The organism is Mycobacterium sp. 2YAF39 (assembly GCF_052114565.1).
Taxonomy (GTDB): Bacteria; Actinomycetota; Actinomycetes; order Mycobacteriales; family Mycobacteriaceae; genus Mycobacterium.
This window is the reverse complement of the sequence record NZ_JBFREZ010000005.1, coordinates 283,240-297,770: the sequence shown is the minus strand read 5'-3', so window position 1 is coordinate 297,770 and position 14,531 is coordinate 283,240. Positions and strand designations below refer to the sequence as shown.

15 protein-coding genes are annotated in these 14,531 nt (G+C 66.3%); 6 read left to right on the top strand and 9 right to left on the bottom strand.

Features of this window, described 5'->3' with window-relative positions; all coding sequences use genetic code 11:
• The first annotated feature begins 5 nt into the window (after positions 1 to 5).
• Positions 6 to 698 carry an Rv0518 family GDSL lipase gene (locus AB4Z42_RS16850; protein ID WP_442010331.1) on the top strand — a complete coding sequence of 231 codons (693 nt, stop codon included), beginning with the start codon at positions 6 to 8 and terminating at the stop codon, positions 696 to 698.
• Complete coding sequence (locus AB4Z42_RS16845; RefSeq protein ID WP_442010330.1) at positions 695 to 2,047, top strand: sensor histidine kinase; 1,353 nt, start codon at positions 695 to 697, stop codon at positions 2,045 to 2,047. The genes AB4Z42_RS16850 and AB4Z42_RS16845 overlap by 4 nt, the downstream gene beginning before the upstream one ends.
• On the opposite strand, the gene AB4Z42_RS16840 is transcribed toward AB4Z42_RS16845, so the two are convergent.
• Genes AB4Z42_RS16840 through lhgO form a run of 4 tightly spaced genes read right to left on the bottom strand, consistent with a single transcriptional unit; the run spans position 2,044 to position 7,195 of the window.
• Positions 2,044 to 3,003 (bottom strand): haloalkane dehalogenase, encoded by a 960-nt coding sequence (locus AB4Z42_RS16840; protein ID WP_442010329.1) that lies wholly within the window; start codon positions 3,001 to 3,003, stop codon positions 2,044 to 2,046. The genes AB4Z42_RS16845 and AB4Z42_RS16840 overlap by 4 nt on opposite strands.
• A gap of 21 nt (positions 3,004 to 3,024) precedes the next feature.
• The gene (gene aceA / locus AB4Z42_RS16835) at positions 3,025 to 5,325 is read right to left on the bottom strand and encodes an isocitrate lyase ICL2 (RefSeq protein ID WP_442010328.1); all 2,301 of its coding nucleotides are present in this window, start codon (positions 5,323 to 5,325) and stop codon (positions 3,025 to 3,027) included.
• 57 nt (positions 5,326 to 5,382) lie between these two features.
• Positions 5,383 to 5,949: a dihydrofolate reductase family protein gene (locus AB4Z42_RS16830; RefSeq protein ID WP_442010327.1), complete on the bottom strand. Its 567-nt coding sequence runs from the start codon at positions 5,947 to 5,949 to the stop codon at positions 5,383 to 5,385.
• Positions 5,950 to 5,992: 43 nt separating this feature from the next.
• Positions 5,993 to 7,195, bottom strand: coding sequence for an L-2-hydroxyglutarate oxidase (gene lhgO / locus AB4Z42_RS16825; RefSeq protein WP_442010326.1), 1,203 nt, complete (start codon positions 7,193 to 7,195; stop codon positions 5,993 to 5,995).
• Between the two features lie 208 nt (positions 7,196 to 7,403).
• Here lhgO and ripD point away from each other — a divergent pair, with 208 nt between their 5' ends.
• A complete protein-coding gene (ripD, locus tag AB4Z42_RS16820) occupies positions 7,404 to 7,946 on the top strand; it encodes an NlpC/P60 family peptidoglycan-binding protein RipD (RefSeq protein WP_442010325.1) in 543 nt (180 codons plus the stop codon).
• On the opposite strand, the gene AB4Z42_RS16815 is transcribed toward ripD, so the two are convergent.
• On the bottom strand, positions 7,943 to 9,487 hold the full coding sequence (locus tag AB4Z42_RS16815; RefSeq protein ID WP_442010324.1) for a class I adenylate-forming enzyme family protein: 1,545 nt from the start codon (positions 9,485 to 9,487) through the stop codon (positions 7,943 to 7,945). The genes ripD and AB4Z42_RS16815 overlap by 4 nt on opposite strands.
• A 75-nt stretch (positions 9,488 to 9,562) precedes the next feature.
• Between AB4Z42_RS16815 and AB4Z42_RS16810 the strand changes: the two genes are divergently transcribed.
• Both AB4Z42_RS16810 and AB4Z42_RS16805 read left to right on the top strand, forming a co-directional pair.
• Entirely contained in the window at positions 9,563 to 10,747 is a 1,185-nt protein-coding gene (locus AB4Z42_RS16810; protein WP_442010323.1) for an acyl-CoA dehydrogenase family protein, read from the top strand.
• 109 nt (positions 10,748 to 10,856) lie between these two features.
• Positions 10,857 to 12,062 (top strand): NAD(P)/FAD-dependent oxidoreductase, encoded by a 1,206-nt coding sequence (locus AB4Z42_RS16805; protein WP_442010322.1) that lies wholly within the window; start codon positions 10,857 to 10,859, stop codon positions 12,060 to 12,062.
• On the opposite strand, the gene AB4Z42_RS16800 is transcribed toward AB4Z42_RS16805, so the two are convergent.
• Positions 12,059 to 12,658, bottom strand: coding sequence for a DJ-1/PfpI family protein (locus AB4Z42_RS16800; RefSeq protein ID WP_442010321.1), 600 nt, complete (start codon positions 12,656 to 12,658; stop codon positions 12,059 to 12,061). The genes AB4Z42_RS16805 and AB4Z42_RS16800 overlap by 4 nt on opposite strands.
• Before the next feature lie 34 nt (positions 12,659 to 12,692).
• On the opposite strand from AB4Z42_RS16800, the gene AB4Z42_RS16795 reads away from it, so the two are divergent.
• Positions 12,693 to 13,082: a DUF4267 domain-containing protein gene (locus tag AB4Z42_RS16795; protein ID WP_442010320.1), complete on the top strand. Its 390-nt coding sequence runs from the start codon at positions 12,693 to 12,695 to the stop codon at positions 13,080 to 13,082.
• A gap of 1 nt (position 13,083) precedes the next feature.
• Here the strand turns inward: AB4Z42_RS16795 and AB4Z42_RS16790 are convergent, their stop codons facing one another.
• The 3 genes from AB4Z42_RS16790 to AB4Z42_RS16780 are packed head-to-tail and all read right to left on the bottom strand — an operon-like array spanning position 13,084 to position 14,523.
• Positions 13,084 to 13,743 (bottom strand): MOSC domain-containing protein, encoded by a 660-nt coding sequence (locus AB4Z42_RS16790; protein ID WP_442010319.1) that lies wholly within the window; start codon positions 13,741 to 13,743, stop codon positions 13,084 to 13,086.
• Positions 13,744 to 13,789: 46 nt separating this feature from the next.
• Positions 13,790 to 14,191: a hypothetical protein gene (locus AB4Z42_RS16785; RefSeq protein ID WP_442010318.1), complete on the bottom strand. Its 402-nt coding sequence runs from the start codon at positions 14,189 to 14,191 to the stop codon at positions 13,790 to 13,792.
• Positions 14,192 to 14,250: 59 nt separating this feature from the next.
• Entirely contained in the window at positions 14,251 to 14,523 is a 273-nt protein-coding gene (locus tag AB4Z42_RS16780) for a DUF732 domain-containing protein (RefSeq protein WP_442010509.1), read from the bottom strand.
• Positions 14,524 to 14,531 lie beyond the last annotated feature (8 nt).

The following is a 14,531-nucleotide window of genomic DNA, read 5'->3' as shown; positions in this document are numbered from 1 at the left end:
ATGCGGTGAGCCGGTTGATCACGGCCATGGTCGCGTTCGCGCTCCTGGTCAGCGTGGGCGGTGTGCGCCCAATTGAGGTGAGCCACAACAGCACTGTGGCGCTGAACACCTCGCTGAATCGCGTCGCGGTGATCGGCGATTCCTACACGACGGGTGGCGATCTCGGCGGCCTCGGCCCGAAGGGTTGGACTGCCCAGGCCTGGGGCGATCTCGCCGCACGCCGGATACCGATCAGCGCGGATGTGGGCGCCGAGGGTGGGGCGGGATACGGCACGCGAGGCAACCGGGGGAGCCTGTTCGAGGATCTGACTGCCCGCACGGTCAAGCCCGACGACGTGCTCGTCGTGTTCTTCGGTTCGCGCAACGATCAGGGCGTCGACCCCGTGCAGGTGTCGGTCTTGGCCTACGGCACTTTCCAACTGGCCCGCCGCATTGCGCCGTCGGCGTCATTCCTGATCATCGGCCCGCCATGGCCGACCGCCAACCCTCCCGCGGCCGTCGTGCGGATCCGCGATGCGCTGCAGTATCAGGCGCAGCTCGCGGGCGCGACGTTCGTCGACCCCATCGCCGAGGGGTGGTTCGTCGGGAAGCCGGAGTTGATCGGCGCCGACGGAGTACATCCCACGGATGCCGGCCACGAATACATGGCGGACAAGATCGCTCCGCTGATCGCGGCCCAACTGCCCACACGCATATGAGCGCCGTCCGCGCTTTCTACGAGTGGTTGACGCGGGTGCTGTCGCTGCGCGTAATCGTCATCGTCTCCGCCCTTTCCGTCGTGGCCCTGGTCTTCACGCTCGGCGCGTGGGTGTGGTTCGGCGTGACGAACGATCAGTACAGCCAGCTCGACCGTCGACTCGACTCGGTGAGCAGTCTGGGCGACATCAGCACCTTGCTGCGCGCCGCACAGCAAGCGGGAATCAACCAGCCTCAGGCGCCCGACGGCAACCTGGTGCGCACCGCCCGCCTCGGCGGCGTGACAGTGTCGATACCCCGGGAAGTGGTGCTGCCGGAATTCAACGTCGGCTATGCCAACACGAGCATCGACGGCGTGGAATACCGGGTGCGTACGTTCGCCGCCGGCGACGCGACGATCGCGGTGGGCGCCCCGCTCGCCGAGACGCAGCGCCGCATCAACGAACTCCACAGGCGCGTGCTGCTGATCTGTTCAGGCGTCATCATCGGCACCATCCTGATCGGCTGGGTGATGTGGTCGATCATGATCAATCCTTTCCGGTTGCTCGCGCAGCAGGCGCGGGCGATCAATGCCCAGTCCAATCCCGACGAGGTGCAAGTCCGCGGTGTGCAGGAAGCCGTCGAGATCGCCGAGGCGGTCGAGGGAATGCTCGCCCGCATCGGCGACGAACAGCAGCGCACCAAGGCGGCTCTCGAGTCGGCCCGCGACTTCGCCGCCGTGGCCTCCCACGAACTGCGCACCCCGCTGACGGCCATGCGCACCAACCTCGAAGTGCTGTCCACCCTCCAGTTGCGCGACGAACAACGTGAGGAGGTGATCGCCGACGTCATGCGGACCCAGACCCGGATCGAAGCGACCCTCACGGCGCTGGAACGTCTTGCACAAGGCGAGTTGACGACGATCGACGACTTCGTCCCCGTCGACATCACCGAACTTCTGGATCGCGCGGCACACGACGCGGTACGCAACTATCCCGATCTGCGTGTGTCGCTGGCATCGTCCACCACGGTGCTGATGGTGGGTCTGCCCGCAGGCTTGCGGCTGGTCATCGACAATGCCATCACCAATGCGGTCAAGCACGGCGGTGCCACCGAAATCCAGCTCTGCGCAGACAGTTCCGGTGAGGGAGTCGAGATCGTCGTCGACGACAACGGCAGCGGCGTGCCGGAGGAGGAGCGGTCGGCCATCTTCCAGCGGTTCTCCCGTGGATCGACGGCCGCACGCTCCGGTTCGGGGCTCGGACTCGCCCTTGTCGCCCAGCAGGCGGACCTGCACGGCGGCACCGCGGCCATGGAGGCCAGCCCGATGGGCGGAGCACGGCTGGTACTGCGCCTACCCGCTCCGAGTTAGTTTGTGCTGCTGATGAATTGGGCGATGATGGCTCCGAGTTCCTCGCCCTTGTCTTCTGCAACGAAATGACCGGCCCCGAAAATGATCGTGTGCTCCTGGGTCCTGGCGCCGGGAACGTGGTCCTGGAACACCTTCTCCCATCCTCGGGTCGCGGCGTCGTTGTCGGAGTAGGCCGTGAGGAACGGCCGTTCCCACTGACCCAGCACAGCCATGGTGTCGCGACCGATCGCCGCACCAGGGTCGTTGGGTGTGAGCGGGATCAGTGCGGTCATCTGGCGTAGCCCGGCCTTATAGCCTCGGTCGGGGAACGGCGCATCGTAGGCGGCGCGCACGTTGGCGTCGAGCGGACCGGCCTCCGCGTCGACGAACAGGCTCGGATCGATGTCGGGTGCGCGTTGGTAGAACGTGACGTAGTCGAGGAGCGCGTCCTGCAGGACCATCCGTTCGCCGTCGACGCTGTGGTGAGCCCACGTGAGCCTGCCTGCCAGCCCAGGGTCGCAGGTGTACAGGATCGTGTTCGTTGCAACGACTCCGGCGAACCGGTTGGGTTCGCGGGCCAACACACTCAAGCCGATCGGGCCGGCCCAATCCTCGACCACCAGCGTCACATCGCGCAGGTCCAGTCCGTCGATCAGACCCTGTACCCAGTCGACGTGCCTGCGAAAGGTGTAGGCCGTGGGTTCGGCGAGCTTGTCCGAGCGGCCGAACCCGATGTTGTCCGGTGCGATGACGCGGATGCCCGACTCGACGAGTACGCGAATGACCTTGCGGTACATGAACGACCACGTCGGCTGCCCGTGTAGCAGTAAGGCGACGGGCCCGTCGGCGGGTCCGGCGTCGACGTAGTGCATCCGAACCGAGGGCAACCTGCGGGTTTCGACGTCGATGTAGGTGGGCGGGTACGGATAGTCGGGCAGGTTGTCGAATCGGTCGTCGGGCGTTCTCAGGATGTCCATGGAGTCACGGTGCCGCTCCGGTCAGTCTTCCTTGCGGATCAACCGCTGCAGCGCCTCGTGATCGGGTGCGAGCAGCTCATCGATTCGCGGCTGATTGACGTCGGCCACGATGATCTCGCCGACCTCCTGGTAGACGTTGCTGAAGATGCCGTGAGACTTCATCTTCTCGGTTTGATAGATGTTGTCCTCGGTCGGCGTCACGTAGTACACGATCTCCGGCTTGAACCGGTGGATCAGCCACAGGTGGATGACATCCATCAGGCGCTTCTTGCGCATCTTCTCGGCGAACGTGTTCTGGTCGCGCACCGTGAGGATGTTGCGGCCGTGACGGTCCTTGATGGGGTCGACGACCACGTTGGCCAGCGGCTCCTCGGCTTCGCCGAGTATCTGCAGGTCGAGCACGTCCGAACCGGCGCGCCGCGGGCGCAGCTGCACACGGAGCTTCTCGCCGATCTCGTAGTGGTCGCTCCAGAGCGCCAGCCATTCCTCCAGCAGCTTCTTCGGCACCTCGGTCTGCACGAGATGCTGATGCTGCGTTGACCCCTCGCCCATGGACTTGGTGGTCGCCGTGCGTCCGGACGACGCCGCCAGCGCGGCGTCGCTGCGGGGCCCACCGACCAGGGTTTGCGGTGTGCGGTAGGGGGATTCGACGAGGCGCATCTTGCGCTGCAAGCGTGCCAGCGCGAGCATGCCCTCCTGCCGCAACGATGTGGCGAACTCCTCGCAGGCGACACCGTCGACCTGGTGGCCCCCGTAGGTGATGAAGTTGAAGACGAATCCCATCTTGCCGAGTTCCTCAGGGAAAGCCCGCATCTCGTCGTCGGTCATGCCGGTGGTGTCCCAGTTGAACGACGGGGAGAGGTTGTAGGCCAGCATCTGGTCCGGGTAGACCGCGTGGATGGCGTCGGCGAACTGCTTGGCGTCCGCGAGATCCGCGGTCTTGGTCTCCATCCAGAGGATGTCGGCGAACGGTGCGGCGGCCAGCGACTTCGCGATCGCGTAGGGAATACCGCCGCGGATCTGGTAGTAACCCTCCGGCGTCTTCGTGCGCTCGGGATCCCAGGCGACGTCGGCGCCCAGTTCCTTGGCCTTCTCCCGCGCGGTGTACATCGGCGCCGTCGCCGCGAACTTGCGCCAGTCGGCGGCGCTCATCTCCGCGGCTTCACCCTCGCGCTCGCGGAAGTCGAGCAGGTCGCCGACCGCCTCGCCGTAGGTCTGCAATCCGGCGTCGATCTGCCAGGCGTCGACGAACTTCGATTCGACCGCGTCGAACAGCGAGTCGACCGAATCCTCGGCGCTGTCCTGCCACGACTTTGCGGCCTCGGTGATCGCCCCTTGGATGCCGTGACGCTGCAGCCACGCGTCGGCGGCGACGTACTCACCGTCCGGAAGCGCGTAGAGAAGGTGCCCGTTGAGATCGGTGACACCCGCGTTGTAGAAACTGCGCATCATGGCCAGGAAGCAGGCCTTGTACGACGGGATCTTCAGGTTGGTCGCGCCGAGCAGGAACGGCTGATCGCGCTCGTCGGCGCGGCTGTCGAGCAGGTTGGCCGCTTCGGCGTCCGTGCGCGCCACGATGATGCCCGGTACCCGCATGATGTCGAGCTGGAACCGGGCGGTGTTGAGGCGCTTGATCTGCTCGTCGGACGGGACAAGGACCTTGCCGCCCTGATGCCCGCACTTCTTCGTGCCGGGACGCTGGTCCTCGATGTGGTATCCGGGCACACCCGACTCGACGAAGCGGCGAATGAGGTTGCGCACGTGGGGATCACCACCGTGGCCGGTGTCGGCGTCGGCGATGATGAAAGGACGGTAGTCGTATGCCGGGGTCGTTGCGCGTTGGTCGTCGGTCATGCGCAGCCGGAGGTATTGCTGGTTGCGGTCCGCGGTCAGCAGGGCGCGAACCAGTCCCGCGGCCTCGTCGGGCACCTGACTCAGGGGATAGCTCGCGAGATCGGGCCCGGGATCTTCGCTGATCGAGCCCTTGGCCGACGTCGCCCAGCCGCCGAGGTAGATCCCCTCGATGCCCATGCGCTTCATCACGACGGCCTGTCCCGGTGAGTAGGGGCCGAACGTGGTGATGCTCTTCTTCTGGGCGAACAGCTCGCGAAGGCGCGGATAGAAGGCCGCGGCCGCCTCGCGCGCGACCGCGTAGTCGGTCGGGATGGTGCCGCGCTGCTCGACTACCTGGCGGGCCGAGAACAGGCGAATGATCCCGTCGAACCGCGGGCTGTCGAAGTACTGCTGGGTGTCGGCGATGTCTTTTCCGAAATCCCGCTCTGCCTGGGTCTGGGGCGCTGCATCCGCTTCGATAATGGCCATAGCCTCACATTACGACCGAGGCCTGTGAGGCGATGGCGTTATCGCCGACGGGCGAGATCAGTCGTGTTTCGCCTCGTAGCGCAGCAGCACCGTGCCACACGGGAACGTGCGGTTCTCCAGCAGTCGCAGCGAGATCCATGACGGCAGTGTCGGGAAGAACGGGGTGCCCCCGCCCACGGCGGTGGGCGCGAGCACGATCCGGTATTCGTCCACCAGTCCGGCCTGCACGATCGGTGCGGCCAGCGTCGCGCCTGCCACCTCCAGGCTGCCGTCGGTTTCGGCTTTCAGCTTCGTCACGACTCCGACCGGGTCGCCGCGTTCCAGGCGGGAGTTCCAGTCGACGGACTCCAGGGTGCGGGAGAACACGACCTTGGGCATGTCGCGCCAGATACGGGCGAAGTCGACGATCATGGGGGTGGCGTCTGGGGCCTTGTCGGCGGTGGGCCAGTACGCGGACATCAGTTCGTAGAGCCGCCGCCCGTAGAACGACAGGGCGGTCTCCCGCTCGAAGTCGTTCCAGTACTGGTGCAGTTCGTCGCTCGGATCGGACCAGTCGATGTTGCCTCGAGCATCAGCGATGTACCCGTCCACCGACACGTTGAAGCCATAGATGAGTTTGCCCACGCAGATCAGACTGCACCGGGGGGCGGAACTCATCGCGATGAGGTCAGCGGGGGAGGACGGATACGACGTGTTCGGCGATCGCGAGCGCGGAGGTCGCCGCCGGCGAGGGTGCGTTACGGAGCAACACGATGCGATCGCGCAGGCTGATCCGAAAGTCGTCGACCAACGTGCCGTCGGACTCGAGGGCCTGTGCGCGGACTCCCGCCGGTCCCGGCACGACGTCGTCGTCGCCGATCTCGGGGACATAGGCACGGGCGGCCGCGATGAAGCGCCGTTTGTGCAGCGAGCCGTGCATCTCGCGGATGCCGGTGCGCCAGTTCCGGCGTGCAAATCGCCAGAACGCCGGTGTGCGCGCGATCTCGGTGAGATCGTGCCCGGAAACCGTGCGCCAGGTGTACCCCTCGCGGGCCAGCGCCAGTACCGCGTTGGGGCCGACGAGCACCTCCCCGTCCACGCGTGGGGTGATGTGGACTCCGAGGAACGGGTACCGCGGGTCGGGCACCGGGTACACCAGCCCGTTGACCACACCACGTCGCTCGGGCGTCAGTGCGTAGTACTCGCCGCGGAACGGCATTATGACGGGATCCGGTCCATCCCCGGCGATTTCGGCGAGGCGATCGCTTTGCAGACCGCCGCATGTCACGACCTGATCGAAAGTGTTCTGGTAGGCACCGCCCGCCGTGCGCACGGTGAGGACGACCTCGGTGGCGGTCGTCCGAAATCCGATGACCTCTTGCCCGAGAAGAATTCCCGCCCCTGCGGCCACCGCGTCCCCGGCGAGGGCGCGGGTCACTTCGGCGAAATCGACGATCGAGGTCGTGGGCGAATGCAACGCGGCGACACCGCGGACGTGCGGCTCGAGTTCATGCAACTCGTCGGAGCCGATCGTGCGGACACCGGGGACGCCATTGGCGATTGCACGCTCTTCGATGTTTGAAAGCCGTGCGCGTTCGGCGTCGTCAAGGGCAACCAGCACCTTGCCGCATTCGATTCGCCGGATTCCGCGCTGCTCGCAGAACTCCTGGAGAAGTCCGACACCGCGACGGCAGAGTGTGGCCTTGGCCGAACCGGGCTCGTAGTAGAGGCCCGCATGGACCACGCCGCTGTTGTGCCCGGTTTGGTGAGCGGCGAGGCGGTCCTCCTTTTCGAACAAGGTCACCTGCGCGTCGGGTCGACGTATGAGGATCTCGCGGGCGATGGCGACACCGAGGATCCCGCCGCCGACGACGGCAACCCGGTCGGTCATCTGCCGCCTCCGGTCGTAGACAACGTGACGCGAGCCACTTTTCGGTGTCGAGCGGTCACCATTCGATCACGGTACGACAACTCATTGGCCATGTGCCACGAGCGAATTGGGCTGCACCCACCATCTGGCTGTACAAGTGGAGTAGCGAACTCTTGATCGCAGGGGATCAAACCGGTTCGCGTCCTATTTCGAGAAAGTGAAAAGTCCGATGAGAAGCATCTACGCCTTGGCAATCAGCTTGGCGCTGTTGGTCGCAACGCCAGGCCTAGCAACCGCTCAACCTTCCCAACGGCCCGCCAGTCAAGTGCAGGCGGTCCAGACGGTTATTGCGCGCGGAGTCGCCCAGCGCGGCGTGCCCTTCTCATACGGCGGCGGCGACACCACGGGCCCGACCCGTGGCAGCGGTCCGGCGACCAACGCCGTCGGAATCAGCCCCGAGGGCACGGTCGTGGGACTGAACCCGGCCGCGGATGTCGTCGGATTCGATGCGTCAGGCCTGATGGTCTATGCGTTCGCGGGAGTTGGCGTCAAGCTGCCCCGCTCCTCAGGCGCGCAGTACAAGGTCGGCCAGAAGGTCACTGCGGCGCAGGCACTCCCGGGCGACCTGATCTTCTACGGGCCGGAGGGCAACGACAGTGTCGCTCTCTTCATCGGCAACGGGCAGATGCTCGAGGTCGCCGATACCGGCGTTCAGGTGTCGCCGGTGCGCACTGCCAACATGACCCCGTACCTGAGCCGCATCATCGCCTAAGTGCGGGTCAGCGTTCCGTCCGTGACGAGCGCGCGTAGTGCCTTGCGGTTGAGCTTTCCGCTCGCGAGGGTGGGGATCTGGTCGCTCGTCGCCAGTACCCACAGCGTGGGAACTTTGTAGGAAGACAACTGGTCTCGTGTGCGCGCCGCAAGGGATTGCACATCGATCTCCGCAACGGCGGGTACGACGACGGCACACACCTGCTCGTCACGCACCGGATCGTCGATCCCGACGACGATGCACTGGGACACCTCGGCGAACTGCTCGATTACCGACTCGACCTCCAGCGGCGACACGTTCGCCCCCGCGGACTTGATGAGTTCGCTTGTGCGGCCTACGTAGAACAGTCGCGGGTCGCCGTCGTTGCGGTAGACCCGGTCGCCGGTGTGGTACCAGCCGTCCTCGTCAAATGTGTCGGCCCGCTCCCGCTTGTTGTAGCCGGCCATCACCCCGATGCCGCGAATCAGAAGTTCGCCGACGCTACCGTCGGTCACGCGATCGCCGTCGTCGTCGACGATGCACATGTCCGTGTACGCGAATCCGCCCGCCGTTTCAGACATGGTGCGGTGCACGGGAAAACCGTCGGGCACATCGGTCATCGCGATGTCCAGCGGGCCGTCGCGCAGCATCGGCGCACTGGACAGGTCGCGGTGGAGGAATGTCGGATGTTCGCGAAGCCGCTGGGTGAAGGCGGGCCATCCCACGATGCCCGTCGCCCGCTCGCGCTCAACGAGATCCAGGGCCGTCTCAGCGTCGAGTCGAGGCATGACGAGCAGCGTGACGGGATCGTGGAGCGCACCCGTCGTGGCGAGCAGTCCGCCGATCCAGAAGAACGGCATCGCACACAGAATCCGCGGGCGTGCGCCCGACCCCGTCACCGCGCGGATCGCGTCCGGCCATGTCGACGTCTGGCGCACCAAGGTGCCGTGCGTGTGCATCACACCCTTCGGGTCCGCCGTCGACCCCGACGTATGCACCATCACGGCCAGGTCGGCGGGGGAGACCTCCGCTTCCACCGCTGACAGAATCTCGTCGGGTGCGACGGGCAGGGTCTCGTCGTGCTGGGTCGCCCACTGCCGGTCCGATGCACCGGTCAGCACGATGCGACGCAGGTACGGCGCGGCAACGATCGTGAGCCGGTCGGACTGACCGGACAGGTCGGGAAACGCCGTCTCGAAGCGTTCGGCGACATCGATGGAGAGCACCCGGGTCGGAGCGATCAGCATTCCGACGTCGGCCAGCCGGACCACCTTGGCGATCTCCGCGGGTGCGTACAACGTGCTCAACGGGACCGCCAGTGCACCGATGCGGGACACCGCCAGCCACCAGGCAACCCACTCGACGTCGTTGGGGAAGAACAGCCCGACGCGCGCGCCCTTGCCGACCCCCTGAGCCAGCAGCCATCGGGCGAGTCCCGCCGACCGTCGCTCCGCCTGCCGATAGGTGAGCCGGTCCGTCGGCGTCACCAGATAGGTCTCGTCGCCGAACTCCCGCGCACTGCGCTCCAGGAGCGCGGGGACCGTCAATCGGGGCAGATCCACGGCCGAAGTCTATGGGTCCGAAAAATTACGCGTCGGTTGGTATCGAAATTCCCGGCGGGCGGTTAAAGTCTGGACATGACGTCGACAGTCGAAGCACCTGACCAGGTTGTCGGACTCGCACGGGGCATGCGCGAACTCGTGCAGGCGCAGGCCGGGGAATCCGAGCGGTTGCGCACGCTCTCGAAGCCGATCGTCGACCAGATGTGGGACACCGGGCTGATGACGGCCTTCAACCCCGTCGAGGCCGGGGGAGCCGAGCCGTCGTTCGCCGAGATGATCGAGACCTGGATCGAAATGGCTTGGCAGGACGGCTCCTTCGGATGGGTCGGGATCGCGAACCTGCCCTCGTCGTTCGCCGCGGCGGCGTATCTGCCCGACGACGGATTCGCGGAGGTGTTCACCGCGAACCAGAACCGCGTGACGATGGGTGGCCAGTTCTTTCCCAACGGGCAGGGCCATGCCACCGACGGCGGCTTCACGCTGAGCGGATCGTGGAGTTTCGGGTCCGGAACCGGCCATTCCGAATACGTCGCGGCAGGCTTCTTCCCGATGGACGACGGCGAGATGCGCTGGATCAGCGAGGGCGTGCCCGATATGCGGGTGGCTGTGGTGCCCCGCGACCAGATCACCTTCAATGACGGCTGGTTTGTTCAGGGGCTCAAGGGAACCGGATCCTACGACTACGCCGTGCAGGACCTTTTCGTCCCCGAGTACCGGACCTTCCAACTGTTCTCACGCGAGCCGCGGCGGGGCACGTCGCCTGCCACCCGGATGGGGATGATGCCCATCACGGCGGCAGGACACGCGTCGTGGGCGCTGGGTGTCGCCAAGAGCATGCTCGACGACGTTCAGGAACTCGCGGCGACCAAATTCCGGATGAGCGATATGGCGTCACTGGCGAGCCGGCCGACGTTCCAGAAAGGCCTCGCACATCACGTCGCGGCGTGGCGCGCCGCGCGGCTGCTCGTCCTCGAGGCGTTCACCACGGCCGAGGCCGCCGTCGCATCGGGGGAGGCGTTGACGCCCGCGCTACGCGCCGATATGCGCGTCGCCGCCGTCTACGCCACCGACGTCGCCCGGGAATGCGCGGAATGGGCACACCTGGTCGCCGGCACGAGTTCGATTCGGGAAGGCAGCCGCCTCGAGCGGGCGTTCCGGGACATCTATACCGGCACCCAGCACGCGTTCATCAGCGAGAAGGTGGCGATGGACGCGGCGCAGATCTGGCTCGGCATCATCGAGGATCAGTTCGGCCTGTAGATAGGCCAGCGATTACAAGAGTGTGACCTGGCTGGGGATATAGCCTCACGGCACGTCGGGAGCCATACCGTCGAAAGTGACCTAGTTTCGACGCTCCAAGACGAGACCGATGACACAGCATTACGACCTGGCCATTGCAGGCGGCGGTCCTGCGGGGGCCGCCGCGGCGTGGCAGGCCGTCCAGACGGGCGCCCGGGTGGTGGTGCTCGACAAGGCCGCGTTCCCGCGTGACAAGCCGTGCGGCGACGGCCTCACCCCGCGCGCGGTGAGTCATCTCCAGAAGATGGGACTCGCAGACAGGGTCGACACCTTCCATCGGGTCAACGGTGCGCGGATATTCAGCCCAAGCGAGTGGAATCTGTCGTTTCCGAACCGCCCAGGAATGCCCGATCACGGCCATGTCGCGCGACGTTCTGAACTCGACGCGCTGCTGCTCGACCACGCCCGGGCCGCCGGAGCCGAGGTCCGCCAGTCCGCCGAGGTCACCGGACCCATCGTCGACGACAACGGTCGCGTCGCCGGCCTGGTACTCGAGGGCGGTGAGCGGATCAGCGCCGACGCTGTGATCGCCGCCGACGGCGCATACTCTCCGGTCAAGCGCGCCCTGCGGCTCGAATCGCAACGTAATGGCTACTCGGCCATCGCGATTCGCGCCGAGATGCCCGTGAAATGGGCGGACACCGACACCCTCGACATCCATTTGAAGCTCGCGTTCAACGGCGACCAGTTGCCCGGCTACGGCTGGGTCTTCCCGCTGGGCGGCGGCAGGGCCAACATCGGCCTCGGCTACTGCACCAGTTACAAGAAGTGGCACGACATCAACGCGACGCAATTGCTGAGCGAGTTCCTCGCCACGCTGCCGCCCGAGTGGGAATTGCCGCCGCTCAGTGAGCTGAAGGAATCCAAGGCGCTCCAGGCATGGCGGCTGCCAATGGGATTCACCGCATGGCCACCCTGGCGGCCCGGCGTCCTGTTTGCCGGCGACGCGCTGGGCGCCGCGAGGCCCGTATCCGGGGCCGGGATTTCAAAAGCGCTGCAGTCCGGACTCGCCGCAGGTGAGTGTGCCATCGCGGGCCTGACCAACGGCGGACCCGACGACTTCACCAACTACGCGCAACAGATGGAAGCCACCTGGGGTAAGGAGTACCGCCGGGGCAGGTTCTTCCACAAGGTGGTCGGCATCCCGGCCGTCGCGAACGCCGGTATCCGGGTGCTGGACAAGGTCAGCCATCCTGGATTCCGGTCTCACCTTCTCTTCTGGGAAGCGTGGCGAGATCCCAACGGCGCCGGGAGTCATCTCCAACAACGCAACTAGCCGGTCCGCCGCCACACGTCGGCAGGCATCGGGTATGCGAGCGCCTGTGCGACAGTGCTCGCCACGGTTTCCCCGAGCTCGCGTTGCACCAGCCACAACGCGAGGTCGATGCCTGAGGTCACGGCGCCCGCGGTCACCAGGTTTCCGTCGTCGACGACGCGATTATGCCGGACAACCGCGCCGTACTGCGAAAGCTCCTGCAGTGCTGCGGGATTCGTGGTGGCGTTGCGATCACGTAGGATCCCGGCCTCGCCGAGCAGAAGCGCGCCCGTACACACCGATGACACCCACTCAACGGAGGATGACAGCTCCGAGATGATGCGCGGCAGCGTGCCTCGCCGAATCTCCCGCGGCACACCGGTGTCCGTTCCGCCGACCCAGCTGCCGCCGGGTACGAACAGCGCATCCGGCGTGCCCAACTCGTCGACGACATGCAATTGCAACCCCTCGGCGGCGGACACGACAGGTGGACCGTCGATGCGGACCAGCGCCACGTCGAATCCCGGATCTATGGTCGCGGCACGGGCGAACACCTCCCACGGCGCAACGACGTCCAGGGCGTCGAACCCCTCGAACACCACGATCTCAATTCGCATCTGCTCAGTCTGGTCCTGCCTTAGGCTGCACGCCATGCCTCTGGACCCCGCAGCCCTCGCCGTCGGCGGCATTCGCCTCGCATCGGGTATCTCGTTTCTCGTCGATCCGCTGCGCGCGAGCCGCTTGTGGGGAGATACCGAAGAGCCGACACCGACGGCGGAGCTCCTGCTGCACTCCATGGGTTATCGCGACGCACTCATCGGGGGGTTGATGATCGCCGCGGCGGTGCGCGGCAAGAACACCCGCGGCTGGTATCTGGCCTCGGCCGGCGCCGATGCGTCCGATCTGCTGGGTGGCATGAGGGTGCACGACAAGATGAAGCGCTCCCAGCAGATCATCGGGCTCGGGGGCGCCGTCGTGGGCATCGGGGTAGGGCTGTGGGGGGCGACGCGTCGCGGGCCCAAACCGCCTGCGCCCGAATGAGTTAGCTCGGTATCCGGCGACGCGCGTAGGCCTTGAGTTCCGACGAGAGGGCATCGGCGGCCAGTAACCGGGGAAGCAGGTCGGGATCCGTCATCCGGGCGCGGAAGACCAGGCCGATCGTCACGTCGTGGTCGGGCCGGTCTTCGATCGAGATGGCGTCACCGGCTTGTACCGGTCCGGGTGATACGACGCGCAGGTATGCACCGGGCTTTCCGGCCCTGGTGAACGTCTTGATCCAGTCCTTCAGGTGCAGGAATGCCGAGAACGTCCGACAGGGAGTACGCGGCGCCGACACCTCGAGGACGAGCCCGCCCGTGCCGACTCTCCACCGTTCACCGATCAGTGCGTCCGTGACATCGACGCCCGTGGTCGTGAGATTCTCGCCGAACATCCCGTCGGCCAGCGAACGGTCGATGCGGGTCTCCCACTCGTCGAGATCCTCGCGCGCATAGGCGTAGACGGCTTGGTCGTCGCCGCCATGAAGCTTCTGGTTGCCGATGGTGTCGCCAACCAACCCACTTCCCAGCCCGCCGCGCATGGGGCCCGGCGCTCGTACCATGACGGGGTCCGACGTCGCGGACTTGTCGATGCCTGTCCGCCGCGAGGGCGCGTCGGGATTCGCCCGGACACGCGCCAGGTTGACTGACACCACCTTCGCCACGAGTTCAGCGTAGTGGCGGCCCAGATGAGTCGCCCCTCGGCGAGTCCTAGGACCGGGGAGCGAACGCGGGATCCGGGGGAGGCGGCGGCCCCATCGGCATCTCGCGTGCCGGGGTGTAGGGCACGACCGGGTCGGGGAAGAGGCCCGCGATGCCGTTGGGATTGCTGAAGGTGCCCATGATGTCACCGACGGACCCCAACGCACCAGGCTGCTGGAGCTGGGCGGCGGGGATCGCGGGCACCGTCGGTGCTCCGGGTGGGGGCGGGGGATTCACGGGCAGCGGCCCATCGGCGGTCACAATGCTCGTGACGACGCCGGGAATCTGGGGGATGACGGGGTCCACGGGCGGCGGCTGTGCATGTGCGAGGCCCACCCCGGTCATGAGGCCTGACGCCGCCATCGCGGCACCGACCGACCAGCGGGCCGCAGTGCGACGACGTGCGTTCATGAAGACGAGTTTCCCACGTGGCGCCGCACGTCGCAGCGGTACGGGTGAGGATCGAGGTATTAGCAGTCGAGTTGGACGACTGCGGCGCTGACGATTTCGCCTGCCGCGGAGATCGAGACGCCCAGATCGTTACGCACCATGACCACGGCGTCCGACGCGGGCACACCATTGCCGAGAACGCTGCAGATCTTGGCGCCCTCGGACCGCAACTCCTGATCAGTGAGGAAGGCGTAGGTGGTCTGCATCGTGTGAACGAATTCGTCTTCGCTCGCCGCCGCGGGGGCCGCAAACGCCACGGCACCGGCAACGACCGACAACGGGACGCCGACCATGTTCTTCA

Bases quoted from the DNA above. Each gene is read 5' to 3' on its own strand.
- AB4Z42_RS16845 (WP_442010330.1), top strand. From the start codon at position 695: ATGAGCGCCGTCCGCGCTTTCTACGAGTGGTTGACGCGGGTGCTGTCG.
- AB4Z42_RS16840 (WP_442010329.1), bottom strand. From the start codon at position 3,003: ATGGACATCCTGAGAACGCCCGACGACCGATTCGACAACCTGCCCGAC.
- aceA (WP_442010328.1), bottom strand. From the start codon at position 5,325: ATGGCCATTATCGAAGCGGATGCAGCGCCCCAGACCCAGGCAGAGCGG.
- lhgO (WP_442010326.1), bottom strand. From the start codon at position 7,195: ATGACCGACCGGGTTGCCGTCGTCGGCGGCGGGATCCTCGGTGTCGCC.
- ripD (WP_442010325.1), top strand. From the start codon at position 7,404: ATGAGAAGCATCTACGCCTTGGCAATCAGCTTGGCGCTGTTGGTCGCA.
- AB4Z42_RS16810 (WP_442010323.1), top strand. From the start codon at position 9,563: ATGACGTCGACAGTCGAAGCACCTGACCAGGTTGTCGGACTCGCACGG.
- AB4Z42_RS16805 (WP_442010322.1), top strand. From the start codon at position 10,857: ATGACACAGCATTACGACCTGGCCATTGCAGGCGGCGGTCCTGCGGGG.
- AB4Z42_RS16800 (WP_442010321.1), bottom strand. From the start codon at position 12,658: ATGCGAATTGAGATCGTGGTGTTCGAGGGGTTCGACGCCCTGGACGTC.
- AB4Z42_RS16795 (WP_442010320.1), top strand. From the start codon at position 12,693: ATGCCTCTGGACCCCGCAGCCCTCGCCGTCGGCGGCATTCGCCTCGCA.
- AB4Z42_RS16785 (WP_442010318.1), bottom strand. From the start codon at position 14,191: ATGAACGCACGTCGTCGCACTGCGGCCCGCTGGTCGGTCGGTGCCGCG.
- AB4Z42_RS16780 (WP_442010509.1), bottom strand. From the start codon at position 14,523: ATGGTCGGCGTCCCGTTGTCGGTCGTTGCCGGTGCCGTGGCGTTTGCG.